This window comes from Kribbella sp. NBC_01510 (genome assembly GCF_045040325.1).
GTDB lineage: Bacteria > Actinomycetota > Actinomycetes > Propionibacteriales > Kribbellaceae > Kribbella.
The window spans coordinates 7,871,532-7,895,856 of the sequence record NZ_CP109418.1; the positions used below are offsets into that span (position 1 = coordinate 7,871,532).

Genomic DNA, 24,325 nt, shown 5'->3' on the forward strand with positions numbered 1-24,325 from the left:
ACCGGGCGACCGCTTTCGCCTTCTAGAGCACGCGATTGAGCAGGTCGAAGAAGGTGTTCGCGAGCACCAACTCGTAGGGATCGCCGAGCATCGGCGCGAGTTCGGCCATGTCGGACGGTGTCCACGACCAGGCGCCGATCCCGCCCGCGATGAAGAGCGGGCTCGCGCCGTCCCAGTTCGCGATCTTCGCATCGAGCGCGGCCTTGTACTCGGCGGCCTTGCCGGGTGCGCCCCAGATCCCGATCACCGGCAGTCCGCCGCGCCGGACCAGCAGTGGGTCGCCGTCCCACGACTGGATGATCCCCTTCACCGGAGTGTAGTCGGCATACCCCTTGGCGATCTCCTCCGGGAACGGCACCCACTGGCCGTTCTGGCGGTTGTTGTACGCGTAGACCTGATCCATCCCGGTGCGGCGCATGAAGTCGCCGGACATCTTCAGGTACGACGTCAACTGGTCGGCGGGCCATGAGCCGGGATAGGTGTAGCCCCCACCGGACGGACCACAGACCAGCAGGTCATTGGCCGTTGCGGTCCGCTGGAAGTAGCTGAACAACCCCGGACCGGTCTCCGCAAGCAGCGGGCTGATCGTCCAGTTGGCCAGCGCCTCGCCGCGTTTCGGGTCGTCCCAGATGTCGCGCATCCGGCGCTGGCAGTACTGGATGTTGTCGCCCTCGCCGAAGGTCAGTGTCACGTAGACCTTGTTCTTCGGCGTGGTGATCCGCCGCACCGGCCGGACCTTGTCCGAGATCGGCGCCGTGAACCCGGCGTGGACGGTCCCGTTCATGTAGAAGTCGGCCGCGATCACCGGCGAACCACCTTGCGAGGCGAGGTCGACGCCGTCCCACTCACCGGAGACATCGTTGGCGAACCAGCCCATGTACGGCGCGAGCGGCGGGTACTTGGCGTAGTGCTCGATGAGCAGGTCCCCGGTCTCGCCGCCCGGCGGCAGCCAGCTCACCAGGGCCTTGGTGGCCACCACGTAGTCGCGGAAGTACGGGAACGGCTCGATCCGGGTCGGTGCGGTGTCGGTGGCCGCGATCAGGTACTGGTTCCACATCTCCACGGTCACGACCAGGGACGTCGTACCCGCGGGCGGCGCGATGCGGTAGATCCAGTAGTTGCCGCCGTCGGCGAACCGGTTGCCCTCACCACCGATCGACGAGTGCGAGCCGTCGAACAGGTACGGCGCCTCCTCCGGGGTGTTCGGGGCGAAGTGGGCGATCTCGGTGCCGTTCGCCTTCACCGACACCGAAAGCACCGAGGCACCCCAGCCGTCGTCGCCGAACGAGTCGGCGAACCGGACGTACACGGCCTCCTTGCCGAGCTCGGCCGAGACGTCCAGGTCGTAGGTGCCGCGGTTCGACGAGTCCCGGATCTGCCGGGTCTCGCGGGCGATCTCCTGCCAGACCACGTTCTCGACGTTGACGACCATGGTCGGCGGCAGGCCGGCGAGCAGCTGCTGGGTGACCCGCGGGAACAGGTTGTCGAGCTGCCACCGATAGGTCTTCACGCGGTCGGCGTCGAACATCCCGCGCAGGTCCTTCACGATCCGCAGCCCATGGGCCTTGGCCTGATCGGCGTCGGCGACGACCGCGTTCTCCAAGCCGGCCAAGGTGGTCGCGACATTGAGCGAGTCCGGTACGTCGGGGTCGTGCACGATCGCGCCGCGGATCCGGCTGCGGTACTTGGCGACCAGGTCCAGCGGGTTCGCGTACAGCTTGGTGGGCAAGTGCATGTCGGCCAGCCACTTGGCGTCCGGCGTACTCATGGTGCCCGTGTCGTAGAGGAAGTACAGCTCGGGCTGAGTGCGATTGACGACGCCTTGCAACGTTGTCAGCAGGGTCTGATCCCCACCGCTGAGCTTGCTGACGTCGCCGTAGTCCAGGCGTTTCGGGCGGTTGAACACCGGCAGGAGCCGGGAGCCGCTTCCGGTCGTGAGATCGGCGGCATTCGCGCTGGCGGTGAGGCCCGGAAGCAACCCGAACCCACCCGCCGTCACCGCGCCACTGCCCGCCAGGAACGCACGTCTCGAGACCATCGTGACCACTCCCTGAGGTTGACATCGATGTCAAATCAGCCGGGAGATTAGCAACGTCACGACAGCGTGTACATAGCTCGTCACACCGTCGCCCCAGGTATTTGGAATCGTTTCCGAGGTCACGCGTACCGACGGGCGGGTAGTGGTGCCGATATCGAGGAGTTGATGGGGTCGCCCACGCCTGACGGCCAAAGGCGGGGACCACTACTACCCGTTCTTCGGTACAGGCCCCTACCAGGCCCGGCTCAGGATCTCGGTGGCCTCGGCCAAGCTCATGCCGGCGCGGCGGGCGGCTCGGGCGAAGGCGGTGGCGGCGGCGCGGGTGTCCTCGTCGTCGACCTGGCTCCGCGACGCGAGTACAAACGTCCCGTTGCGCCCGCGCGTCTCGACCAGCCGGTCGGCCTCGAGTTCCTTGTAGGCCCGCGCGACCGTGTTCACCGCCAGCCCCAGATCCAGCGACAGTTGCCGAACTGTCGGCAACCGCGTCCCCCGGGCCAGCTCGCCGGCCCGGATCAACGCCTCGATCTGCGCACGCACCTGTTCGTACGGCGGCGTGATCCCGACCGGATCCACCGAAATGTCCATCCGCTCAGCATGCCGGATCGGCGGCCCCGGGGGAATTCAGCTGGCCGGGTTCAGCCGAAGTCTTCGGCGGTGTAGGGCTTCTGTTCGACCAGGACCAGCCAGTTGCCCGAGTTGTCCCGCAGTACCGCCTCCACGCCGTACGGACGATCGGCCGGCTCCTGGATGTACTCGACCCCCTTGGCGACCAGGTCGGCGAACGTCTTGTGGCAGTCGTCCGTGGCGAGGCCGACACCGTGCATCGAACCTTTCGCCATGATCCGCTGGATCCAGCCGGCCGACTCCTCGTCGAGAGGCGGCCCGGGCAGCATCAACGCAAGTTCCAGCTCGGGATGGTCGGCCTGGTGCACCGTGCACCAGCGGAAGTCCTCGCTGAGGGTGATGTCCTCCCCCAGCACGAACCCGAGCTTGTCGGTGTAGAACGCCTTCGCCGCGTCGATGTCGTTCACATAGACGGTCACCAGGCTGACGTTGGTGATCACGGCTCCTCCTCTTGGTCGTCGTCAGTACGACGGTAGGCGGCAGCCGCCCCTGGTTGCTTCTCCGGAATTGCGGAGTTCAGCCCGAGCATGAACACGAAGCAACCCGGGATCCGCGCCCCGGTCTGCGTCCGCTGGTACTCGGTCGGCGTCATCCCGACCAGTTCGGTGAACCGCTGCGAGAACGACCCCAGGCTGCTGTATCCGACCAGTCCGCACACCTCGGTCACAGTCAGGTTCGTCGCCCGCAGCAGATCGGTCGCGCGCTCGATCCGCCGACGGGTGACGTACTGCATCGGCGTCTCGCCGTACTCGGCCGCGAAGCATCGCAGGAAGTGGTACTTCGACACCCCGGCAGCCGCCGCCAGCCCGGCGAGGTCGAGCGGTTCCGCATAGTTGCGATCAGCAACATCCCGCGCACGCCGCAGATGCCCCAGCAGCCCCACCGGTACGACGATCGCCACCCTCCGAGCCTAGGCCCAGAGCGGACTTTCGGCGGGTACCGAAAGCTTGGAGCTCCCCGACAGCCTGCTCGAAGGTGGTGGGATGAGAGTCGGACAAGGTGGGACCGGGCCGGGACCGCACACGCCGGACGGCAGTGCGATCGAACTCTACGAGGTCACGCCGGTGCACGGTGAGGACCAGTTGATCAACGCCGCGATCGATCCGGGCAGCAGCATTCTCGAGCTAGGTTGCGGTACCGGGCGGATCACCCGGCCGCTGCTCGCTTGCGGCCATCAGGTGGTCGCGGTCGACGAGTCGCCGGACATGATCGCGCGGGTCACCGAGACCGAGACGATCTGCTCGACGATCGGCGACCTCAGGCTCGACCGCCGCTTCGACGTGGTGCTGATGATGTCGTACCTGATCAACGTCGCCGACGACGCGGAACGCCTGCGCCTGCTGCAGACCTGCGCCCTCCACGTCCGCCCCGGCGGCGCCGTCCTCCTCCAGCAGCAGATCCCCGGCATGCTGCGCGGTCCCGCCGTGATGGAGAACGACCGCCGCCGCCTGGTCGTCTCCGACGTCGAGGAACTCCCCGGCAATCGCCAGGCCGCGACCCTGACCCACACCATCGGAGGCCGCTCCTGGTCGCAACGGATCCTCACCCAGAACCTCACCGAGGAGCAGCTGTCCGCACAGCTGACCGAGGCCGGCCTGACCCTGACGGACTACCTCACCCCCGACAAGACCTGGGTACGAGCGCAACTCGCCTGACGGTCCGCGCTACTGCTTGGCGTCGTCCTTCTTCTCCGGCTTGGCGTCGACGCCGGCCTCCTTGCGCTGCTCCGGCGTGATCGGCGCCGGCGCGGCGGTCAGCGGGTCGAACCCGCCGCCGGACTTCGGGAAGGCGATCACGTCGCGGATCGACTCGGTGCCGGCCAGCAAGGCGGTGATCCGGTCCCAGCCGAACGCGATCCCGCCGTGCGGCGGCGCGCCGAACTTGAACGCGTCGAGCAGGAACCCGAACTTCTCGGTCGCCTCCTCGTCGGTCAGACCCATCACCTTGAAGACCCGCTTCTGGACGTCCTCGCGGTGGATACGGATCGACCCGCCACCGATCTCGTTGCCGTTGCAGACGATGTCGTACGCGTACGCCAGCGCCGACCCCGGGTCGGTGTCGAACGTCGCCATCGAATCCGGCTTCGGCGACGTGAAGGCATGGTGTACGGCGGTCCACGCGCCCGAACCCACCGCGACGTCACCCGCGGCGGTCGCCTCGTCGGCCGGCTCGAACAGCGGCGCGTCGACGACCCACACGAACGACCAGGCCGACTCGTCGATCAGCCCACCGCGGCGGCCGATCTCCAGCCGGGCCGCACCCAGGAGGGCCCGCGACGACTTCACCGGACCGGCAGCGAAGAAGATGCAGTCCCCCGGCTTCGCGCCGACGTGGTCGGCGATTCCCGCGCGCTCCTCGTCCGACAGGTTCTTCGCGACCGGACCGCCCAGCTCACCGTCCTGGCCGACCAGCACGTAGGCCAGACCACGAGCCCCGCGCTGCTTGGCCCAGTCCTGCCACGCGTCCAGCTGCTTCCGCGGCTGGTCGGCGCCACCCGGCATCACGACGGCACCGACGTACGGCGCCTGGAACACCCGGAACGGCGTGTTCTTGAAGTACTCCGTGCACTCCACCAGTTCGAGGCCCATCCGCAGATCCGGCTTGTCGCTGCCGAACCGCGCCATCGCCTCGGCGTACGTCATCCGCGGGATCGGCGTCTGCACGTCGTACCCGACGAGCTTCCACAGCGCGGCCAGGATCTCCTCGGACAGCGCGATGACGTCGTCCTGGTCGACGAAGCTCATCTCGATGTCGAGCTGGGTGAACTCCGGCTGCCGGTCGGCGCGGAAGTCCTCGTCCCGGTAGCAGCGGGCGATCTGGTAGTACCGCTCCATCCCGGCCACCATCAGCAGCTGCTTGAACAGCTGCGGCGACTGCGGGAGCGCGTACCACGAGCCGGGCTGCAGCCGCGCCGGGACGAGGAAGTCCCGCGCGCCTTCCGGCGTCGACTTGGTCAGCGTCGGCGTCTCGATCTCGACGAAGTCGTGGTTCGCGAGCACCTCCCGGGCCGCGCGGTTCACCTGGCTGCGCAGGCGGAGCGCCGAACCGGGGCCCTGGCGGCGCAGGTCGAGGTACCGGTACTTCAGCCGGACCTCCTCGTTCACCGGGGTCGTGTGGTGCTCCTCGACCGGGAACGGCAGCGGGGCGGCCTCGTTCAGCACCTCGACCTCTTCGGCGATGACCTCGATCTCCCCGGTCGGCAGATTCGGGTTCGCGTTGCCCTCGGGACGCGGGGAGACGACGCCGACGACCTTCAGGCAGTACTCCGAGCGCAGGCCGTGCGCGGCGTCCTCGTCGCGGATGACGACCTGGACGGTGCCGGTGGAGTCGCGCAGGTCGAGGAACGCCACGCCGCCGTGATCGCGCCGCCGCGCCACCCAGCCCGCCAGGATCACGGTCTGCCCGGCGTTCTCGGCGCGCAACGAGCCTGCGGAATGGGTACGGATCACGAGTTCTCCTGAAGGGTGTCGATCTGAGGTCGTACGTCGGCCGCCGGGGGCGTCCAGGTGGCCGGGTCGGCGGGCACCTGCTCGCCGCTGCGGATGTCCTTCATCTCAGGGCCGTTCTCGGTGCTGAACAGCACGAACGGGATCCCACGCCGGTCCGCGAACCGGATCTGCTTGCCGAACTTCGCCGCCGCCGGCGCCACCTCGACGGGAATTCCGCGCGAACGCAGCTGCGCGGCCGTCCGCATCGCGTCGGCCCGGTCCTCCTCGGCGTTCAACGCGACCAGCACGGCGGTCGGCGTACTGCGGCTGCCCTTGAGCAACCCCTGGCTGATCAGCCGGTGCACCAGCCGGGACACACCGATCGAGATCCCGACGCCCGGGTACGTCGTCTTGCCGTCGGAGGCGAGCGAGTCGTACCGCCCACCACCACCCACCGACCCGAACGACTCCTGGCCGACCAGGTAGATCTCGTAGACCGCGCCGGTGTAGTAGTCCAGGCCGCGGGCGATCCGCAGGTCGGCCATCAGCAGACCGGGAGCGTGCTCGGCGGCCGCGGCCATCACCTGGCTCAGCTGCTCGAGGCCCTCGTCCAGCGTGGGGTGCTCGACACCGAGCGCGCGGACCTGGTCGGCGAACGACGTGTCCGTGCTGGAGATGTCGGCCAGTTGCACCGCGAGCCGAGCCTGCTTGTCGGTCGCGCCGGCCTCGATCAGGCGCTCGACCACCTTCTCCGGACCGATCTTGTCGATCTTGTCGACGATCCGCAGCACCGTGGTGACGTCATCCAGGCCGAGTCCGCGGTAGAACCCCTCGGGGATCTTGCGGTTGTTCACCTTGATCACGAACTCCGGCACCGGCAGCTTGCGCAGCGCGTCCGCGATCACCAGCGGGAGCTCGACCTCGTAGTGGAACGGCAGCTCGCCGCTGTCGACGATGTCGATGTCGGCCTGGGTGAACTCGCGGTAGCGGCCCTCCTGCGGGCGCTCACCGCGCCAGACCTTCTGGATCTGGTAGCGGCGGAACGGGAAGACCAGCTTGCCGCTGTGCTCCAGCACATAGCGGGCGAACGGCACGGTCAGGTCGAAGTGCAGCCCGAGCGCCGCGTCCTCATCGGCTCCGGCGGCCAGGCGCCGTACGCCGTAGATCTCCTTGTCGGCGTCCTCGCCCTGGTTGGACAGGCGCTCGACCGGCTCCACCGCACGAGTCTCGATCGACGCGAAACCGTGCAGCTCGAACGTTTCCCGGATCACGTCGAGGAACCGCTGCTCGACGATCCGGTCCGCTGGCAAAAACTCGGGGAACCCGCTCAGTGGGCTGAGTCTAATCATTTGGCCTTGCTCATATCTGCTGAATCTCCAGGTCCTGCAAGTAGGGGTTGGTCGCCTTCTCCCGGCCGATCGTGGTCTGGCCACCATGACCCGGCAGGACGACGATCTCGTCGCGCATCGGCAGGATCTTGGTGGCCAAGGTATGCAGCATCGCCGGATGGTCGCCCCCAGGCAGATCCGTCCGGCCGATCGACCCGGCGAACAACACGTCACCGGAGAAAAGAACCGCGGGCACGTCTTCCGGCCCGTCGTACGGCGTGGTGAACGTGACCGACCCTCTGGTGTGTCCAGGGGTGTGGTCGACGGTGAAACTAAGGCCCGCCAGCTCGACGCTCAGCCCGTCCGTGAGCTCGGCGACGTCGTCCGGCTCCGCGAACTCGTGCGTCCCGCCGAGCAGCATCCGCGCCGTTTCCGGGCTGAGCCCGGCCATCGGGTCCGACAGCAGGTGCCGGTCGTCCGGGTGGATCCAGGCGGTGGCGTCATACGTCCCGCAGACCGGGAGTACGGAAAACATATGGTCGATGTGACCGTGTGTGAGCAGTACGGCGACGGGTTTGAGCTTGTTCTCCCGCACCACCCGCTCGACGCCGGCGGTCGCGTCCTGACCGGGGTCGATGACGATGCATTCCGCGCCCTGGCCGGTGGCGACGACGTAGCAGTTCGTACCCCACGAACCCGCGGGGAACCCGGCGATGAGCACGACAGACCTTCCTGAAACGGTTCCGGACCACCCAAGGCTACCGGTGCGCGGGCGGTGAGTTCGAACCGGATTGTGACGCAACACCGTTGCGTCACGGCTGGGAGTTTGTGATTGTTCAGGGATAAGCGTCGGGACAGCACCCGACGCGCCCAGGCGGACCCTGTTCGCGCGGATGGACCGGGGACTGACCAGAATGGGCACGAGCGCAGTGCATACCGCCGGAAGGGGCGAGTTGTGGCCGGAGAGAGCTGGGGCCGGGTAGCTGAGGACGGAACGGTCTTCGTACGGACCAAGGACGGTGAGCGGGCGGTCGGCCAGTGGCCGGACGCGAACCCCGAGGAGGCCCTCGCCTTCTACACCCGCCGGTACGACGCGCTGGCGTTCGAGGTGGAGCTGCTGGAGCAGCGGGTCCAGGCGGGCACGGTGTCGCCGGACGACGCGCGAGCCGCGGTGAAGAAGGTGACCAGCTCGATCGACGAGGCGCAGGCGGTCGGCGACCTCGACGGCCTGCGGTCCCGGCTGGAGGCGCTCACCCCGCTGGTCGCCCAGCAGCGCGAGAAGCGCAAGGCCGAGCGGGCCGCGAAGGTCGAAGAGGCCCGCGCCGCCAAGACCAAGATCGCCACCGAGGCCGAGACCATCGCCGCCGGCACCGACTGGCGGCACGGCGTGACCCGGCTGCGCGAACTGCTCGACGAGTGGAAGGCACTCCCCCGGCTCGACAAGTCCAGCGACGACGAGCTGTGGCACCGGTTCTCCTCCGCGCGGACGACCTACACCCGGCACCGTAAGCAGCACTTCGCCGAGCTGTCCTCCAAGCGTGAGGAGGCCGCGGTGGTGAAGGAGCGGCTCGCAGCTGAGGCGGAGACGCTCGCGTCGTCGTCCGACTGGGGTCCGACGTCGGGCCGCTTCCGGGACCTGATGCGGCAGTGGAAGGCCGCCGGTCCGGCGCCGCGCGAAGTGGACGACAAGCTGTGGGCGCGTTTCCGGGCCGCCCAGGACACGTTCTTCGGCGCGCGGGACGCCGTACAGGCCGAGGAGAACGCCGAGCAGGTGGAGAACCTCCAGGCCAAGGAGACGCTCCTGGTCGAGATCGAGGCCATCCTGCCGGTCGAGGACGCGAAGGTCGCCCGTGAGCAGCTCCGCGAGCTACTGGACCGCTGGGACCAGATCGGCAAGGTCCCGCGCGACTCGATGCGCGCCATCGACTCCCGCCTGCGCGCCGTGGAGCAGGCCGTGAAGGCCGCCGAGGACGAGGTCTGGAACCGCAGCAACCCCGAGGCCCGCGCCCGGGCCGAGGCCACGGTCAAGCAGCTCCAGTCGCTCATCGCCGACCTGGAGAAGCAGGCCGCCAAGGCGGAGTCCCAAGGCAACGCCCGCAAGGCCACCGAGGCCCGCGAAGCCATCGCCGCCCGCCGCGAATGGCTCACCCAGGCGCAGAACGCCCTCACCGACTTCAGCTGACGCCCGCGGGCCCCGCTCCCGCAGGCGTCAGCCCGGGCTTACGGCCCGAAGAAGGTCATCGTCCGGCCGATCAGGTCTGCCTTGTCGGCCGCCGTTCCGTAGGCCTCCAACGGGAAGGCCAGGAAGACGACCTTGTACGTCCCGGCGAACGACAGTGAGTCCGGCTGAGTGGCGTCATCGGTGAACGCCGTCAGCGCACCACCGTTCGGCGTGATCTGGTCCTCGAACTCAGCGCCCAGGACCGCGTGGTTCAGCGGCACCGTGCCGATGCCGTTCGTCACCGGGTTCCCGGCGACGCCGTGCACGGCGTCAGTGCCCTTGTCGTTCTGCGTCTCGCTCCCGTCCCAGGTGATGTGCAGGAAGTCGTGCACGAAGGCCGTCGTACCCGCTGCCTGGTCGAGGATGTCCTGACCGGACATCAGCAGCCGCCCGCCCCCGGTCAGGAACGCCTGCAGCCGTTGCTCGTACGGCGTGATCGGTGCCGGGTAGCTGTTCCCGGTGAACCACACGACGTTCTTGTGTGCGAGCAGGTAGTTCAGCGGCAGGTTGCTGTCGGCGCCGAGGTCCCAGGTGTCGAACTGGACACCCTTGCTGGTCAGGGCGGTCGAATACACCCCTTGCACGTCGGGCGAGTTGTTGTCGTTGTCGACGAGCAAGGTGTCGACGGTGACCGCGATGGTCTTGATCGAAGCGGTCGCCGTGACCCCCGGACTACCGGCCGAGGTCGCGGTCACGGTGGCCGTGTTCGTGCCGGTCGCCCCAGCCGTCACCTTGACGCAGACCGCTGCCGTCGCCCCTGGCGCGACCGCCGGTGTCGTCGTGGCCGGCGTCGTACAGGTCGAGTCGAAGAACGCGACCGGGTCGGTCCCGCCACTGCTCGACAACGTGTAGCTGTCGGTGGTGAAGCCGAGGTTCTTGACCGACAGCGGGTAGTTCACCGTGGTCCCCGGCCGACCGCCGTCGGTCTGCGTCGCCGGCGTGAGGCCGACGGCGTAGGCCGGTGCGATCGGGGTCGTCACCGGTGAGCCGGTGGTGAAGGGACCTTCGGCGGACGTGGCTCGTACGCCGTCGTTGACAATCGCGGACAGCTTCTTCGAGCTGGCGATCCGTACGCCGAGGTGCACGGTGACACTGCCGCCCGCCGGAATGGTCAGACCGGTCCACGTCGCGACTCCGGCAACGTTCGTACCACCGTTGTCGGCGTCGAGGAACGATGTGTTCGCGGGGATCGGGTCGGTCAGCGTCACCCCGGTTGCGGCGGCGTTGCCGATGTTCTTCAGCGTGATCGCGTAGTCGAGCCGGCTCGACGGTCCGACCGGCACGCCCGCGTCCACCTTGCTCACGACGAGCGCCGGGACGGCCGTCGTGTCGAAGCTCCGGAACGCTCCCCGACCGTGGGTTCCGGCTGCCAGCACCCGGTGGGATGGATCCAGGTTGAGCTGCCAGATCGCGGCGTCCGGCATGCCGGAGCCGAGCGGTGCCCAGTGCACGCCGCCGTCGTGCGTGACGAACGGTCCGACGTCGGTCCCGGCGTACAGGGTGTTCGCGTACGACGGGTCGAGGATGATCGAGTTCACCGGGCTGTCGGGCAGGTTGAAGCTGATGTCGGTCCAGCTCGCCCCGCCGTCGGTGGTCTTGAAGACGTGACCGGGCCGGGACGGCGTCGCCCGGTTGAAGCCCGCGTAGGAGATGTACGCGATCCGGTAGTTGCTCGGGTCGACCGCGATCTGCGTGGGCGGCCGCTTCGGCAGCTTGCCGTTGTCCAGCCGGGTCCAGGTGGGCGTGTCCGTGGCCTGGGCGTTCGGGCTGACGTACACGTACCCGTCTTCCGCGCCGGTGTAGACGGCGTTGCCGCCACCCACGCCGATCGCCGAGATGAAGCAGCCGCGTCCGCCGTTGGGAGCCGCGCCGGTGCAGCCGCTGCTCAGGTCGGGACTGATCGGCTTCCACCGCACGTCACCCGCCGACGGAGCCTTCGCGTTGTCCGTGCGGTACAGCCGGTAGGTGCCGAGGAACAGCTGATCCGTCCGCTGCTGGTTCTGCACCCAGGGGATGTAGAACTCGGCCCGGTCGTTCAGATTGATCCCGGTCTGGATGAACTGGTTGGAGAAGAACGCCGCTCCGCCGTCGGTGTAGCGATACGGGGTGATGCCGAAGTACGTGCCGAACACGAAGTTCGCGTCGTTCGGGTCGACCAGCACTTGACCGCCGTCACCGCTGGCGACGTCGAACCAGCTGGCCGAGGCCGTCGACTTACGGTCGGTGCCGTTGTCCTGCGTACCGCCCCAGACCCTGGCCGGCACGGTCGGCACGTTCGCGATCGAGGTGAACTGACCGAGCTGGAGACCGGTGCGATGGGTCACCGCCGCGGTGTTCGGATCCACGGTACCGTTGAGGTTCTGCCACGTGACCGCGCTGAGCGGGTCGGTGGCGCTCGGCCGGCCGCCGCGGTCGGCGCTGTACCAGACGCCGCCGTCGTTGCCGATCAGGACGTGCGCCGGGTTCGCCGGGTCGAGTGCGACCGCGTGGAAGTCCGGGTGCTGGTCCCAGCCGAGGTTCTTCCAGGTCTGGCCACCGTCGTCGGACCGGAAGATGCCGCCGGATCCGATGTCGTAGTTGAACTGGCCGGCCGCGTAGACGATGTTCGGGTTCACCGGATCCGCGAGGATCACGTTGTCGTACGTGCATTGCTCCGCGCAGTAGTCCTCGACCGTGTCGGCACCGGTGCCGGCCGGCAGGATCGCCCAGCTGGCCCCCTGGTTCGTCGACTTGAAGACCCTGGAAGGCTGATCGTTCCAGTTGAATCCCGCGTACAGTACGGCGTTCTGCCCCGCCGGATGCGACAGTCCGAGCGCGAACCGCGTCCCGGTACCGGCGTAGTCAGCGGCAGGCAGACCGGTCATGATCGGTGCCCAGTGCGCGCCGGCGTCGGTGCTCTTGTAGATCGCGTCCCCCCAGAACGAGCTGTAGAGGATGCTCGGGTTCTGCGGGTCCAGCTCGAGGTCGGTGGCGCCGTTGAGCTCCGACTTCGCTTCCTTCAGCAGGGTCCAGCTCGTGCCGCCGTCCTTGGACTCCCAGACGCCGTACCGCGAGTGCACCGGAGGCGTCGTACGACGGGCTCCGCCGCGGCCGCGCAGGATCGCGGCGTAGAGGTGGTTCGCGTTGGCCGGATCGACGGCCAGCGCAGAGGTCGACACGCCTTCGAAGAAGTCGCCGGACACCTGGGCCCAATGCTCACCGCCGTCGGTGGACTTCATGATGCCGTTGCCGAAATAGCTGTCGCCGGACAGTGCGCCCTCACCGGTACCGGCGTACACGATGGCGTCGTTGGACGGTGCCACGGCGAGCGCGCCGATGGCGAGGGACGGCTGGCCGTCGGTCTTCGCCGACCAGGTGCCGGTCGCCGGATCGTACAGCCAGATGCCACCCTGGGCACCGCCGAGGATGAACCGGCCGTTGCTGGGCCGGATCGCCAGTGCCCCGATCCGCCCGGCCATCGCGGTGAAGATCGGCGTACTGCGGGTCACCTGGACGATCGGATCCGGTCCGAGGCCGGTCCAGGTACCGGTGAACGTCGCGGGGCCGGGACTTGGCGTCCCGTTCTTACGGAGGTCGGCCGCGGCCCGGGCCGCGGCCGCACGCAATGCTCCGGCCTGCTGGTTGTCGAGCGGCTGGTCGCCCGCCGTACGGCGACTCATGAAGAACAGGTCCCGCTGCAGCTGGACCTGCTCGTCTTCCTCACTGATTCGCGGCGGCGCCGCTCCCGGCTGCAACGTCGGGGTGTCGTCGACCACCGCACTGCCAACAGCGCTGCCCGGAGCCGTCACCAGCCCCGCTATCAGCACCGCCGACCCGATCGCCGCTACGGCAAGCCGAACCCGTCCAATCGTCATACCGCACTCCCCTTAGTCCCCCGAGAGCGCTGTTGCCTCCAGCAAGCTCGCCACTCCATCAACCTGTTGTCAAGACCTCACTCCCTGTGGACAACTCTCAGCACGCTGAGGGCCTCCTGCTGGATGTTCGAGTACGACTTGCCGTACTACTTCGCCGGGCTGCCCTTCACGGCCCGTCAAGTGCCGCGCAAACTCGCCTGGCTGCTGGCTCGCGGCGGGCGAGGGTTTAGTTGGAGGCGGGCTTGCCGCGGCGGTGGCGGAGAACGCCGACGGCGAGGGCCAGAAGGAGTGCGGCTGCGCAGGTGATGGGGAGGATGAGGTCGTTGTAGGTATCGGTGGGGGGTGCGGCGGTGAGGTCGTTGTAGCCGTCGGTGGAGGGTGCAGTGGCGACGTCGTAGCCGCCGGCGGTGCCTTGGTCGGAGTAGTGGGTGCCGGGGAGTTTGTCGGAGTAGCGCGTGGCGACCAGGTCTTGGTAGGCGGCGACTGTGATGGGGGCGGTGCCGATGGACTTGGCGGCGGCGGGGTTGAGGGGGCGGATCCGGGTGCCGGTGAGGGCGTACCAGGCGCCGATCTGGGGTTCGGTGAAGACGAGGGCGCCGCGGGCTGCGGTGCTCATGCGGGCTTCGGTGTTGCCGCTGGCTACGTTCACCGGTTGCCAGGTGCCGGTGGCCGCGTCGAGGGCGGTGAAGACGGTCAGCGACTGATTGCCTTGGGTGGCGGCAGTTGCGGCGTACCAGAAGGTTGCCACGGGCGCCGAGGCGTCGCGGACGAAGGCCGGATTGAGGGCGTAGATCGCGTGGGTGTCCGGCGCGACGGTGAGTTTGCCGGCGGTCTTCGCGGAGCTCGTGGTGGCGAGTCTGCCGAGCAGGCGGAGGGCGGTCGGTGACTGGGCCGCAGTGGTTGCCTTGGACAACTCAGTGGCGGAGACCGGTTGCGGGGTCGCCGCATTCGCACCACCGGCGAAGGTCATCAGCAGTCCGAGACCGACGGCCAGTACGGCGGCGGAGCGGAGCAGGATGTTCTTGGGGCGGGGCATGGTCAGGCTCCGATCCGGTACAGGGAGTGGGTCCAGGTGAACTGGGAGTTCGACCGGTACCAGTTGTAGGTCGAGTAGTTGTAGCGCGGGTCGTCCGGCCAGGGGTTGTAGAACTCGATCGTCGAGTCGGAGGAGTCGTACCCGATGATGTCCATCATGTGACCGCCGCCCGACGTCCAGCCGATCCGCGTCATCACCGGGCGCCCGGCCGCGATCTCGGTGACGAGGGTGCTCAAGCTCAGCGTGCCCGAGACGTAGCTGCCGGCGCTGATCCCGATCGAGCGGAAGGCCTGCTGGTCGTTCGCCAGCGTGGCCTGGTTGTTCGGGCAGGTCGCGTTCTGACTGTTGCCGAAGGCCAGGTTGCAGAACTGGTTCTGCGAGTACGCGCGTCCGTAGAACGCCGCGATGCTGTTGCCGCTCGCCGCCCAGCACCAGTTCGACTTCTGCTGGGACTGCCCGGTGACGTTCAGGTAGTAGCTGCCGGGCGCGGCCGACGCCGGCGGCGCGAGCGGAGCCAGCGTGGCCAGTCCGAGGATCGTTGCCAGCAGCAATGACCAGGAGCGGCGGGGGCGGAGCCTGCTCATGGAGCCTCCTGCGATGGGTTGTGGATGTCCATCGTCGGGACCCGGCCGGGCCGCGGCAAGAACCGGCGTACGACGCCACCGCCCGCTGTGAACGCGAAGCGGCCGTGAACAGCGGGTGACAAGCCGATGCCGGACTGTGCTGTGAATGTTTACACTGAGCCGCGGACCGCCATTCCCTAGGAGCGTCACCATGATCGAATCGTCGGTGCCGGCTGTGACTCCTGAGACGTCGTTCGCCGAGGCGCTGCGGCAGGCGATCGCGCGCCGCGGCCTCGCCCTGAACCGGATCCGCACTCACCTCGCCGATCGCGGCCTGCAGGTCGGGGTCGCCACGCTGAGCACGTGGCAGAGCGGCCGCCGCATCCCTCGCGACGACTCGCTGGCCGTCATCACCGCGCTCGAGGAGCTCCTGCACCTGCCCACCGGCTGGCTGACGGTCCGCATCCCACCCGCCCGCAGCGAGCCGGCCTGCTCCACACATCCGTACGCCGTCGTCGACTACGCCGTGGCCCTGACCGAGCTGCTCGATCGGCTCCGCCGCGACGCCCACGGTCGCCTCCGCAACGTGACCGTGCTCGAAGAGCTCCACCTCGGCCCCCACCGGAGCGGCCACCTAAGACGCGTGACCCAGAGTGTCATCGCCGTACAACCGGTGGATCGCCTGATCATCGCTGCCCAAGGCGAGCCGGGCTGCAACGTCGACCAAATCGCCCTGCGCGCGGTGAGCGGCTGCCGGACCGGCCGGATCGCACGCCATCCTGACACCGGCGCGATGCTGGGTGAACTCCTGCTCGACCGCATGCTCGCAGTCGGCGACACCGCCATCGTGCACTACGACATCGAGGACCGGACCGGCCTACCGGCGATGGACTATCAGCGGTTCAACGAGTGGGGTGGGGCCCACTACGTGCTCGAGGTGCAGTTCGACCGGGCCGCTCTGCCGGTCCGAGTGCACGAGTTCCGCCGTCGCCACACGAGTGGTCCCGACCTCGTCCGGCGCGACCTGATGCTCACCCCCGACGGCCGGGCGCACGTCGTGGAGCCGTCCACCGATCCCGGCACCGTCGGCATCGCGTGGGAGTGGGACTGACGCTCACGTCTGGAAGCCGGCGTGCACGTGGTCGTGGTGGGTCTGGTCGGAGAAGAACGCCGCACCGGACAGCTGGTAGGGCCCGCCGACGTTGTACGAGCCGAGCGACTCCGCCGCCCGCATGTACGACGTGATCAGCGACCGTGAGGTGCTCGGGGCAACGACCGGGTGACCATCGATCTGCCAGGTGTCGAACGCCCGCCCGCGCGGGTGATCGCTCGGCCGGTTGGTGCCGAAGACATCCAGTGGATGACCGGAGCGGACCACACTGATCCCGATCCGGTACGTCGTGGCGAGCTGCAGCATCGTGGTGAGCACGCTGTCATGCACCTGCCCCGACCGGATGTCGGCCGCGGATGCCGGCGGCAACGAGATCCGATCACTCGCCAGCACCTGCCGCGCCGCCGCCGACAACCGCGCGCCCGGCGCCCCAGGCTGCGCCGGGTGCGTCGCCGTCACCCGCCAACTCCCCCGCGACTTGCTCAGCCGTACGTCGACCGTCGTACCACCGCTGACCACACGCCCACCGCTGATCGTGTACACCCGGCACGGCACCAGCACACTCGCCGAGTCACTCAGGATCCCGCCGTACTGCGCGTCGATCACCTCGACCACCGACCACGTCCCAGCCGGCCGCAGCAACTTCACCACAGCCGCCACCGCCACAGCCTTGGCCTCCGGCTGGATCTCCCCGGCCCCAGGTGTCCACGCCCGCACCGAAGGCAGCGCGACCGTGGGAGTAGAAGCCGACGCACTCGGTGTAGCCGGCGCCGTCGACGCCGTTGGCGTGCTGGGTGCACTCGGCGTCCCCACCGGACTCGAGGCAACCGAACTGCTCGGCCCACTGTCAGCCGAGGATCCACTGCACCCGGCCAGCAACCCAGCACCCGCTACCAGCAGTCCGCGACGTCCAAGCCGACCTGACGAGCTCATACTCGCAGTCTCCCCCGGCCCTCAAACGCAGCCAGGTCAGCTGGGCGACCAGCCGGTCTCCCGCGCCCACCGCTCGGCGCCCGCGATCAGCACCTGCGTCGCCCGTGCCTTGATCTGCCCGTAGTCAGCCCAGTCGGTCACGCTGACCGCCAGCCGCTGCTTGAACGCTCCCCAGCCGATCCGCGCCGCCTCGTCGGCCCGCAGGTAGTCCCGGAACAGCAACGCATACCGAGCGTTCGGCCCACCCGCGATCCGGAAGTGGATGTTGGACGACCGAGCCCCCACCGGTGGCGCGAAGACACGCTTGCGGCTCTCCGTACCGCTCGAGACCTCAAGGACGTTCCACGGCTCCGGCCTCAGCCGGAAGCCCAGCCCTTCCATCGTTTCCACCAGCCCATCGCCGTCCAGGTCGGCAGTCCGCACCTGCACGTCGATGCAGTCCTTGGCCGGCAGACCGGGCACCGAGGTGGATCCGACATGATCCACCGCCACCGCCCGATGCCCCAGCGCCGCAGCCAGCCTCCCGGCGATCAGCTCGAACTCGTCCGGCCACCCCGGCTGATAGTCGACAACTGAAACCGACGCGTGGATCTCATCAGGAAAGGGCATCGGACCAGCTTGCCGAGCACCGGACCTGGTGTCGACCGAGTTATTGCGTGACGCGGTAGACGTCGAAGACGCCTTCGACGGAGCGGACGGCCTTCAGGACGTGGCCGAGGTGGGTGGGGTCGCCCATTTCGAAGGTGAAGCGGGACTTGGCGATGCGGTCGCGGGTGGTGGTGAGGGCCGCGGACAGGATGTTCACGTGGTAGTCGGACAGGACCCGGGTGATGTCCGAGAGCAGGCGGGCCCGGTCCAGTGCCTCGACCTGGATCGCGACCAGGAAGACCGACTGAGCGGTCGGGGCCCACTCGACCTCGACGATGCGCTCCGGTTGGGTCTGCAGGTTCTCCACGTTGGCGCAGTCCGCCCGGTGCACCGAAACCCCGGCGCCCCGCGTGACCCAGCCGATGATCTCGTCGCCCGGCACCGGCGTACAACACCGGGCAAGCTTCGACAGCACATCCGTCGCGCCCTTGACGATGACACCGGCGTCGCCGCGAGCCGTCCGCTTCCGGCGCTCACGACTGGCCGGCAGCCGCACGCCCTCGGACAGATCCTCGGCCGCGCCCTCCTCACCGCCGTACGTCTCGATCAGACGCCGTACGACGGCCTGTGCGCTGACGTGGCTCTCGCCGACCGCGGCGTACAGACCGGTGACATCCGGGTAGCGCAGCGAGTTGGCCACCGCGGTGAGCGTCTCATGCGAGAGCAGGCGCTGCAGCGGCAGGCCCTCCTTGCGGAGCTGCTTGGCGATCGCGTCCTTGCCGTGCTCGATCGCCTCGTCGCGGCGCTCCTTGGAGAACCAGTGCTTGATCTTGTTCCGCGCGCGCGGGCTCTTGACGAACGTCAGCCAGTCGCGCGACGGACCGGCGCCCTGCGCCTTCGAGGTGAAGACCTCGACGACGTCACCGTTCTCGAGGGTGCTCTCCAGCGGCACGAGCCGGCCGTTGACCCGGGCGCCGATGCAGCGGTGCCCGACCTCGGTGTGGATCGCGTACGCGAAGTCGACCGGCGACGACCCCGTCGGCAGCGACATCACGTCGCCGCGCGGGGTGAAGACGTAGACCTCGGAGTTGTTGATCTCGAACCGCAGCGAGTCGAGGAACTCCGACGGGTCGGAGGTCTCCCGCTGCCAGTCGACGAGCTGCCGCACCCAGGGCATCTCGTTCGGCCCGCCGATCTCGGTGGTCGGCGCACCGGCCACGTCCGGCGCGGCGGTCGTCGGGTCCTCCTTGTACTTCCAGTGCGCGGCGATGCCGTACTCCGCCCGGCGGTGCATCGAGAACGACCGGATCTGCAGCTCCACCGGCTTGCCCTGCGGGCCGATCACGGTGGTGTGCAGCGACTGGTACATGTTGAATTTCGGCATCGCGATGTAGTCCTTGAACCGGCCGGGCACCGGGTTCCACCGCGCGTGCAGTATGCCGAGCGCGGCGTAGCAGTCCCGGACCGACTCGACCAGCACGCGGATGCCGACCAGGTCGTAGATGTCGCCGAACTCGCGGCCGCGGACGATCATCTTCTGGTAGATCGAGTAGTAGTGCTTCGGCCGGCCGGTGACGGTCGCCTTCACCTTGGCTCCGCGCAGGTCCTCGTGCACCTGGTCGATGACCGAGGCGAGGTATTCGTCCCGGGACGGCGCGCGCTCGGCGACCAGCCGGACGATCTCGTCGTACACCTTCGGGTGCAGGGTCGAGAAGGACAGGTCCTCGAGCTCCCACTTGATCGTGTTCATACCCAGCCGGTGGGCCAACGGGGCGTAGATCTCGAGGGTCTCGCGGGCGATCCGCTCCTGCTTCTCCTGCCGCAGGAAGCCGAGCGTGCGCATGTTGTGCAGCCGGTCGGCGAGCTTGATCACCAGCACCCGGATGTCCTTGGCCATCGCGACGACCATCTTGCGGATGGTCTCGGCCTGCGCGGACTCGCCGTACTTGACCTTGTCGAGCTTGGTGACGCCGTCGACGAGCATGGCGATCTCTTCGCCGAAGTCGCGAGTCAGGTCCGCGACCGTGTACGGCGTGTCCTCGACGGTGTCGTGCAGGAGCGCGGCGCACAGGGTCGGCGCCGTCATACCGAGCTCGGCCAGGATGGTGGCGACCGCGAGCGGGTGCGTGATGTATGCGTCACCGCTCTTGCGGAGCTGGCCGGTGTGGTACTTCTCCGCGGTCCGGTAGGCGCGCTCGATCATGCCGAGGTCGGCCTTCGGGTGGGTCGCACGGACGACCCGGAACAGCGGCTCGAGCATCGGCGCGCGGTTCGGGTGCCTGGTGCCGCCGAGGCGGGCGAGCCGGGCGCGAACGCGGGCGGGCGCAAGCCGGGGCGGTTGGGCGGCGGGCGGCGACACGGGCGCCGGGCGCACGGGTATGGGCGCGCGCGGGGGCTCCTGCGGTACCACGTTCGGCACCGCCGACGTCATCGCCGGGTCTTCGCCCACGTTGTGTCCCTCCGCCGACAGACCACCAGTCTAGGGGGCGACGGCCAACGAGGCAGAAACACCCTGTGGACAACACGCCGGGTAGGGCGACTGATTCACACCGTGACGAGGGCGGTCAACTGCTCGTCGGCGAGGCGTTTGCGGCCCGGCAGGAAGGAGAGTTCCAGCAGAACCGTCGTCCCCAGCACCTCGGCGCCGCAGCGCCGGATCAGCCGCAGACACGCCTCGACCGTGCCGCCGGTGGCGAGGACGTCGTCGATCACGAGCACCCGCTCCCCCGGCGCGAACGCGTCCTGGTGCACCTCGATGGTCGCCTCGCCGTACTCCAGCGCGTACGACTCCTCGTACGTCGCAGCCGGCAACTTGCCCTTCTTCCGCACCGGCACGAACCCGGCGCCGAGGGCGAGCGCGACCGGGGCGGCCAGGATGAAGCCGCGCGCCTCGATCCCGACCACCTTGTCGACCACCGGGTTCCCGTCGTCGTCCTTCCCGGAGGCGGCCAGCGCCTCGACCACCTGGGCGAACCCGCTGTGGTCGGCCAGCAGCGGGGTGATGTCCTTGAACACCACCCCCGCCTGCGGGTAGTCCGGGATGTCGCGGATGCCGTCGGTCAGGACCTGCTCGAGCGACCGCATCACTTGCCGCGCTTCGACCGCGGCTTGCGCGTCGGCTGCGGCCGGCCGGCCGCAGTCGCCTTCATCGGGCGTGCCGCGGGCGTCGGCGCCGTACCTGCCGGCCGGTCCTTCTTGCGCGGCGTGTCCTGCTGGACGGACCGCGCGGCGGCCGCACCCGCACCCGCACCCGCAGCAGCACCCGCGGGCGCCACCGCGACCGGAGCAGCCGCGCTCGCCGCCTGGGCCCGCCTGGCCATGACCCGGCGGTGCAGTGCCTGCATGCCCGGCTCGCGCTCCTTGAAGGTCGCGAGCAGTGCCGGCGCGATGAAGATCGACGAGTACGCACCGACCGCGACACCGACGAACAGCGCCAGCGACAAGTCCTTCAGCGGACCGGTCCCCAGCACCACGGTGCCGACGACGAGGATCGAGGCGATCGGCAGCAACGCGGTCACCGTGGTGTTGATCGACCGTACGACGGTCTGGTTGACGGCCAGGTTGGTCGCCTCGGAGTAGGTGTACCGGTTGTTCCCGGTGATGCCCCGGGTGTTCTCCCGGATCTTGTCGAACACGACGACGGTGTCGTACAGCGAGTAACCGAGGATCGTCAGTACGCCGATCACCGTGGCCGGTGTGACGTCGAAACCGACCAACGCGTACACGCCGACCGTGATCGTCACGTCGTGGATCAGCGCGATGATCGCGGCCGCTGAGGCCTTGGGTTCTCGGAAGTAGGCCCAGATCACCAGGAACACCAGGCCGAGGAACACAACCAGCGCCCAGATCGCCTTGTCCGCGATCTGCTTGCCCCAGGACGCGCCGATCTGCTGTGACGTCACCTGCTCGATCGGGATCCCGGCCTGCTTGGCGATCGCGGCCCGGACCTTCGCGATGTCGTCCTGCGCCAGCGGCTTGGTCTGCACCCGCACCTTGTCGGAGCCGATGGTGGTCACGACCGGGTCGCCGAGGTCCTTGGCATTGGTCGCCTTCACCACGCTCGTGAAGTCGTCGACGGTGCTACTGGTGACCTTGACGTTCGCCTGGTACTCGACGCCGCCCTTGAACTCGATGCCGAGCGCCAGGCCCCGGGCGAACAGGCCGACCAGCGACACGACGATCAGGGCCAGGGAGATGCCGAACCAGAGCTTGCGATGACCGATGAAGTCGTACGAGACCTCACCGCGGTGCAGCTTGGCACCCAGCTGTCCGAGCTTCGACATCAGACCTCCCCTCCAACCGGCTTGGGCCTCGACGACGGCTTGGCAGGCCGGGCCGACGGTTTCGTCTGGCCCGGCAGCCGCTCGACACCGAGATGTTCGGGATCCAGACCGGACAGCTTGTGGCCGTGACCGAAGAACTCGGTCCTGGCCAGCAGCGTCATCAGCGGCTTGGTGAACATGAAGACGATCAGCAGGTCGAGCAGCGTGGTCAGGCCGAGCGTGAACGCGAAGCCCTTCACACTGCCGATCGCCAGGACGTAGAGCACCGCCGCGGCGAGCAGCGAGATCGAGTCGGCCGCGATGATGGTGTGCTTGGCCCGGGCCCACCCGGTCTCCACCGAGGAGCGCAGGCTGCGGCCCTCACGGACCTCGTCGCGGAGTCGTTCGAAGTAGATGATGAACGAGTCCGCGGTGATACCGACCGCCACGATCAGACCGGCGATGCCGGCCAGGGTCAGGGTGAACCCGATCGCGTGGCCGAGCAGACAGACGAGCTGGTACACCAGGATGCCCGCGATCCCCAGCGACGCCACCACGACGATCCCCAGCCCCCGGTAGTACAGGAAGCAGAACGCGACGACCAGGATGAGGCCGATGATGCCGGCCCAGATGCCCGCGGTCAGCTGGTCGCCACCGAGCTGCGGCGACACGGTCTCGACCGAGGAGATGTCGAACGAGACCGGCAGGGCGCCGTACTTCAGCACGTTCGCCAGGTCGCGCGCCTCGGCCTCGGTGAACGTGCCGGTGATCTGCGCCTGGCCACCTGGGATCGGGTTCTCCACGCTCGGCGTCGAGATCGTCACCCCGTCGAGCACGATCGCGAACAGGTTCTGGCCCTGGCCGCGCTGGGAGATGTTCGTGGTGGCCTTGAGGAACTTGTCGCCGCCCTCACCGGTGAACTTCAGGTTCACCTGCCACTGGAAGCCGCCCTGCGGGATGCCCGCGCTGGCATCGGCCAGGTCGGTACCCCTGAGGATCGCCGGGCCGAGCAGGTACTTGTACTGCTTGTTGCGATCGCAGGAGAACTGCGGCAGGCTCGGGTCCTGGGTCTGCGGGTCACCGCACTTGAACGCCGCGAACGCCGCCTGCGTCGCCGCGTCCGGGGTGTAGGTCAATGGGTCGCCGGTGTTCGTTGCGGGCGCCGACGGTGTGGCGGCCGGCGTACTCGGCTTGGCGGTCGGCGTCGTGCTCGGCTTCGGAGTCGGCGTGGCTTCACCGAGCGCACTGGTCCAGGCCCGGCCCTTCGGGGTGGTGCTCGGCTTGACCGTGGTGCTGGGCTTCACCGTCGTACTGGGCTTCGGCGTCGTGCTCGGCTTCGGCGTCCCGGTCGGGGCCGGCGTCGGTGTCGCCGCCGGCGCGAGCGCCTGGGCGTCGTACACGATCCGGAAGTAGAGCAGCGCGGTCTGGCCGACCTGCTTCACCAGCGCGTCCTGCGTGGCGCCCGGGACGGCCACGTTGATGTGGTTGCCGCCGGAGGTCGTGATGTCGGCCTCCGCGACACCCGCGCCGTTGACCCGCTGCGAGATGATGTTCTTCGCCTCGTTCAGCTGATCGGCGGTCACCGAGCCGCTGCCTGCCACCGGCTTCGCGGTCAGCGTGATGGTGGTGCCACCGCGCAGGTCCAGGCCGAGCTTGGGCTTCCAGGTGTTGGTCAGCGCCATGATCCCGAACAGCAGGACCACGATGACCGCCAGGGCGATCAAGTTCCGCCAGGGCCTGGATGTCGTCGTCGTTGCCACGTCAGATTCAACCTTTGTGCTTCTGGGCGCGCCGCAACGTCGAGTGGACGCCGGGCGTCGCGCCGCAGGCCGTTGGGACGGAAATCAGTTCTCGGTGTGCGTCGGCGGCAGCTTCGGCGCGTCCTGCACCTTGCCGTCGGCCTTGTCCTTGCCGGCGTGCGGTACGTCGACGGTGTCCTTGGCGGTCCCGTCGATCACCGGCTCGTCCGCGTCGTCGACGCCGTCGTCGTCCGGGATGACCCGGCCGACCGCGGCCTTGACCACCTGCACCAGCACGCCCTCGGAGATCTCCAGGGTCACGTACTCGTCGTCGGTCTCTTCGACGATGCCGACCAGACCGCTGGTGGTGATCACCTTGGTGCCGGGGGTGAGCGCGGCCACCGTCTCTGCCTGCCGGCTGCGCTGCTTACGCTGCGTGCGGCTCATGAACCAGATCATCCCGACAATCAGGATCAGCGGCAGCAGCAGCGTGATGCCGGAGCCGCCGGAAGAGGCCATCGGTACGGCGAGGAGTTGCATCGGGTCTCAGAATCCTTCGTCGATCGGGAGTACGGGCGTCCGGCACGCTCTGCTCAAGCG

General features: G+C 68.6%; 20 protein-coding genes. 3 read left to right on the forward strand and 17 right to left on the reverse strand.

Annotated elements, in window-relative coordinates:
- Positions 1 to 22: 22 nt before the first annotated feature.
- From OG558_RS38525 to OG558_RS38540, 4 genes are all read right to left on the reverse strand, one after another.
- A complete protein-coding gene (locus OG558_RS38525; protein ID WP_405067423.1) occupies positions 23 to 2,038 on the reverse strand; it encodes a GxGYxYP domain-containing protein in 2,016 nt (671 codons plus the stop codon).
- Between the two features lie 231 nt (positions 2,039 to 2,269).
- Entirely contained in the window at positions 2,270 to 2,623 is a 354-nt protein-coding gene (locus tag OG558_RS38530) for a GntR family transcriptional regulator (RefSeq protein WP_405067424.1), read from the reverse strand.
- 50 nt (positions 2,624 to 2,673) lie between these two features.
- A complete protein-coding gene (locus OG558_RS38535) occupies positions 2,674 to 3,102 on the reverse strand; it encodes a VOC family protein (RefSeq protein ID WP_405067425.1) in 429 nt (142 codons plus the stop codon).
- A complete protein-coding gene (locus OG558_RS38540) occupies positions 3,099 to 3,563 on the reverse strand; it encodes a helix-turn-helix transcriptional regulator (RefSeq protein WP_405067426.1) in 465 nt (154 codons plus the stop codon). Before OG558_RS38540 ends, OG558_RS38535 begins: the two co-directional genes overlap by 4 nt.
- A gap of 82 nt (positions 3,564 to 3,645) precedes the next feature.
- On the opposite strand from OG558_RS38540, the gene OG558_RS38545 reads away from it, so the two are divergent.
- Positions 3,646 to 4,317 carry a class I SAM-dependent methyltransferase gene (locus tag OG558_RS38545; RefSeq protein ID WP_405067427.1) on the forward strand — a complete coding sequence of 224 codons (672 nt, stop codon included), beginning with the start codon at positions 3,646 to 3,648 and terminating at the stop codon, positions 4,315 to 4,317.
- A gap of 9 nt (positions 4,318 to 4,326) precedes the next feature.
- Here the strand turns inward: OG558_RS38545 and aspS are convergent, their stop codons facing one another.
- Genes aspS through OG558_RS38560 form a run of 3 tightly spaced genes read right to left on the reverse strand, consistent with a single transcriptional unit; the run spans position 4,327 to position 8,139 of the window.
- A complete protein-coding gene (gene aspS / locus OG558_RS38550) occupies positions 4,327 to 6,111 on the reverse strand; it encodes an aspartate--tRNA ligase (RefSeq protein ID WP_405067429.1) in 1,785 nt (594 codons plus the stop codon).
- Positions 6,108 to 7,439 (reverse strand): histidine--tRNA ligase, encoded by a 1,332-nt coding sequence (gene hisS / locus OG558_RS38555; protein WP_405067430.1) that lies wholly within the window; start codon positions 7,437 to 7,439, stop codon positions 6,108 to 6,110. Before hisS ends, aspS begins: the two co-directional genes overlap by 4 nt.
- A 10-nt stretch (positions 7,440 to 7,449) precedes the next feature.
- Complete coding sequence (locus OG558_RS38560) at positions 7,450 to 8,139, reverse strand: MBL fold metallo-hydrolase (protein WP_405067431.1); 690 nt, start codon at positions 8,137 to 8,139, stop codon at positions 7,450 to 7,452.
- Positions 8,140 to 8,373: 234 nt separating this feature from the next.
- Between OG558_RS38560 and OG558_RS38565 the strand changes: the two genes are divergently transcribed.
- Positions 8,374 to 9,600 (forward strand): DUF349 domain-containing protein, encoded by a 1,227-nt coding sequence (locus OG558_RS38565; RefSeq protein ID WP_329476171.1) that lies wholly within the window; start codon positions 8,374 to 8,376, stop codon positions 9,598 to 9,600.
- Positions 9,601 to 9,638: 38 nt separating this feature from the next.
- Here OG558_RS38565 and OG558_RS38570 read toward each other — a convergent pair whose 3' ends face one another.
- From OG558_RS38570 to OG558_RS38580, 3 genes are all read right to left on the reverse strand, one after another.
- Positions 9,639 to 13,493 carry a hypothetical protein gene (locus OG558_RS38570; protein ID WP_405067432.1) on the reverse strand — a complete coding sequence of 1,285 codons (3,855 nt, stop codon included), beginning with the start codon at positions 13,491 to 13,493 and terminating at the stop codon, positions 9,639 to 9,641.
- A gap of 226 nt (positions 13,494 to 13,719) precedes the next feature.
- Positions 13,720 to 14,529, reverse strand: a complete 810-nt coding sequence (locus OG558_RS38575) for a hypothetical protein (RefSeq protein WP_405067433.1) — start codon at positions 14,527 to 14,529, stop codon at positions 13,720 to 13,722.
- A 2-nt stretch (positions 14,530 to 14,531) separates the two neighbouring features.
- Positions 14,532 to 15,113 (reverse strand): papain-like cysteine protease family protein, encoded by a 582-nt coding sequence (locus OG558_RS38580; RefSeq protein ID WP_405067434.1) that lies wholly within the window; start codon positions 15,111 to 15,113, stop codon positions 14,532 to 14,534.
- A gap of 190 nt (positions 15,114 to 15,303) precedes the next feature.
- Here OG558_RS38580 and OG558_RS38585 point away from each other — a divergent pair, with 190 nt between their 5' ends.
- A complete protein-coding gene (locus OG558_RS38585) occupies positions 15,304 to 16,203 on the forward strand; it encodes a hypothetical protein (protein WP_405067435.1) in 900 nt (299 codons plus the stop codon).
- A 3-nt stretch (positions 16,204 to 16,206) separates the two neighbouring features.
- Here the strand turns inward: OG558_RS38585 and OG558_RS38590 are convergent, their stop codons facing one another.
- From OG558_RS38590 to yajC, 7 genes are all read right to left on the reverse strand, one after another.
- A complete protein-coding gene (locus tag OG558_RS38590) occupies positions 16,207 to 16,863 on the reverse strand; it encodes a hypothetical protein (protein ID WP_405067436.1) in 657 nt (218 codons plus the stop codon).
- 309 nt (positions 16,864 to 17,172) lie between these two features.
- On the reverse strand, positions 17,173 to 17,745 hold the full coding sequence (locus OG558_RS38595) for a GrpB family protein (protein WP_405067437.1): 573 nt from the start codon (positions 17,743 to 17,745) through the stop codon (positions 17,173 to 17,175).
- A 40-nt stretch (positions 17,746 to 17,785) separates the two neighbouring features.
- Positions 17,786 to 19,984: a bifunctional (p)ppGpp synthetase/guanosine-3',5'-bis(diphosphate) 3'-pyrophosphohydrolase gene (locus OG558_RS38600; protein ID WP_329484906.1), complete on the reverse strand. Its 2,199-nt coding sequence runs from the start codon at positions 19,982 to 19,984 to the stop codon at positions 17,786 to 17,788.
- A 284-nt stretch (positions 19,985 to 20,268) separates the two neighbouring features.
- On the reverse strand, positions 20,269 to 20,808 hold the full coding sequence (locus tag OG558_RS38605) for an adenine phosphoribosyltransferase (RefSeq protein WP_329484905.1): 540 nt from the start codon (positions 20,806 to 20,808) through the stop codon (positions 20,269 to 20,271).
- The gene (gene secF / locus OG558_RS38610) at positions 20,808 to 22,007 is read right to left on the reverse strand and encodes a protein translocase subunit SecF (protein ID WP_405067438.1); all 1,200 of its coding nucleotides are present in this window, start codon (positions 22,005 to 22,007) and stop codon (positions 20,808 to 20,810) included. The genes OG558_RS38605 and secF overlap by 1 nt, the downstream gene beginning before the upstream one ends.
- On the reverse strand, positions 22,007 to 23,707 hold the full coding sequence (gene secD, locus OG558_RS38615) for a protein translocase subunit SecD (RefSeq protein WP_405072272.1): 1,701 nt from the start codon (positions 23,705 to 23,707) through the stop codon (positions 22,007 to 22,009). Before secD ends, secF begins: the two co-directional genes overlap by 1 nt.
- Before the next feature lie 123 nt (positions 23,708 to 23,830).
- Positions 23,831 to 24,265, reverse strand: coding sequence for a preprotein translocase subunit YajC (gene yajC / locus OG558_RS38620; RefSeq protein WP_405067439.1), 435 nt, complete (start codon positions 24,263 to 24,265; stop codon positions 23,831 to 23,833).
- Positions 24,266 to 24,325: the final 60 nt, after the last annotated feature.

Excerpts from the sequence above, each read along its gene's own strand:
- OG558_RS38525 (WP_405067423.1), bottom strand. The coding sequence starts at position 2,038 with ATGGTCTCGAGACGTGCGTTCCTGGCGGGCAGTGGCGCGGTGACGGCG.
- OG558_RS38530 (WP_405067424.1), bottom strand. The coding sequence starts at position 2,623 with ATGGACATTTCGGTGGATCCGGTCGGGATCACGCCGCCGTACGAACAG.
- OG558_RS38545 (WP_405067427.1), top strand. The coding sequence starts at position 3,646 with ATGAGAGTCGGACAAGGTGGGACCGGGCCGGGACCGCACACGCCGGAC.
- hisS (WP_405067430.1), bottom strand. The coding sequence starts at position 7,439 with ATGATTAGACTCAGCCCACTGAGCGGGTTCCCCGAGTTTTTGCCAGCG.
- OG558_RS38570 (WP_405067432.1), bottom strand. The coding sequence starts at position 13,493 with ATGACGATTGGACGGGTTCGGCTTGCCGTAGCGGCGATCGGGTCGGCG.
- OG558_RS38575 (WP_405067433.1), bottom strand. The coding sequence starts at position 14,529 with ATGCCCCGCCCCAAGAACATCCTGCTCCGCTCCGCCGCCGTACTGGCC.
- OG558_RS38580 (WP_405067434.1), bottom strand. The coding sequence starts at position 15,113 with ATGAGCAGGCTCCGCCCCCGCCGCTCCTGGTCATTGCTGCTGGCAACG.
- OG558_RS38585 (WP_405067435.1), top strand. The coding sequence starts at position 15,304 with ATGATCGAATCGTCGGTGCCGGCTGTGACTCCTGAGACGTCGTTCGCC.
- OG558_RS38595 (WP_405067437.1), bottom strand. The coding sequence starts at position 17,745 with ATGCCCTTTCCTGATGAGATCCACGCGTCGGTTTCAGTTGTCGACTAT.
- OG558_RS38600 (WP_329484906.1), bottom strand. The coding sequence starts at position 19,984 with ATGCTCGAGCCGCTGTTCCGGGTCGTCCGTGCGACCCACCCGAAGGCC.
- OG558_RS38605 (WP_329484905.1), bottom strand. The coding sequence starts at position 20,808 with ATGCGGTCGCTCGAGCAGGTCCTGACCGACGGCATCCGCGACATCCCG.
- secF (WP_405067438.1), bottom strand. The coding sequence starts at position 22,007 with ATGTCGAAGCTCGGACAGCTGGGTGCCAAGCTGCACCGCGGTGAGGTC.
- yajC (WP_405067439.1), bottom strand. The coding sequence starts at position 24,265 with ATGCAACTCCTCGCCGTACCGATGGCCTCTTCCGGCGGCTCCGGCATC.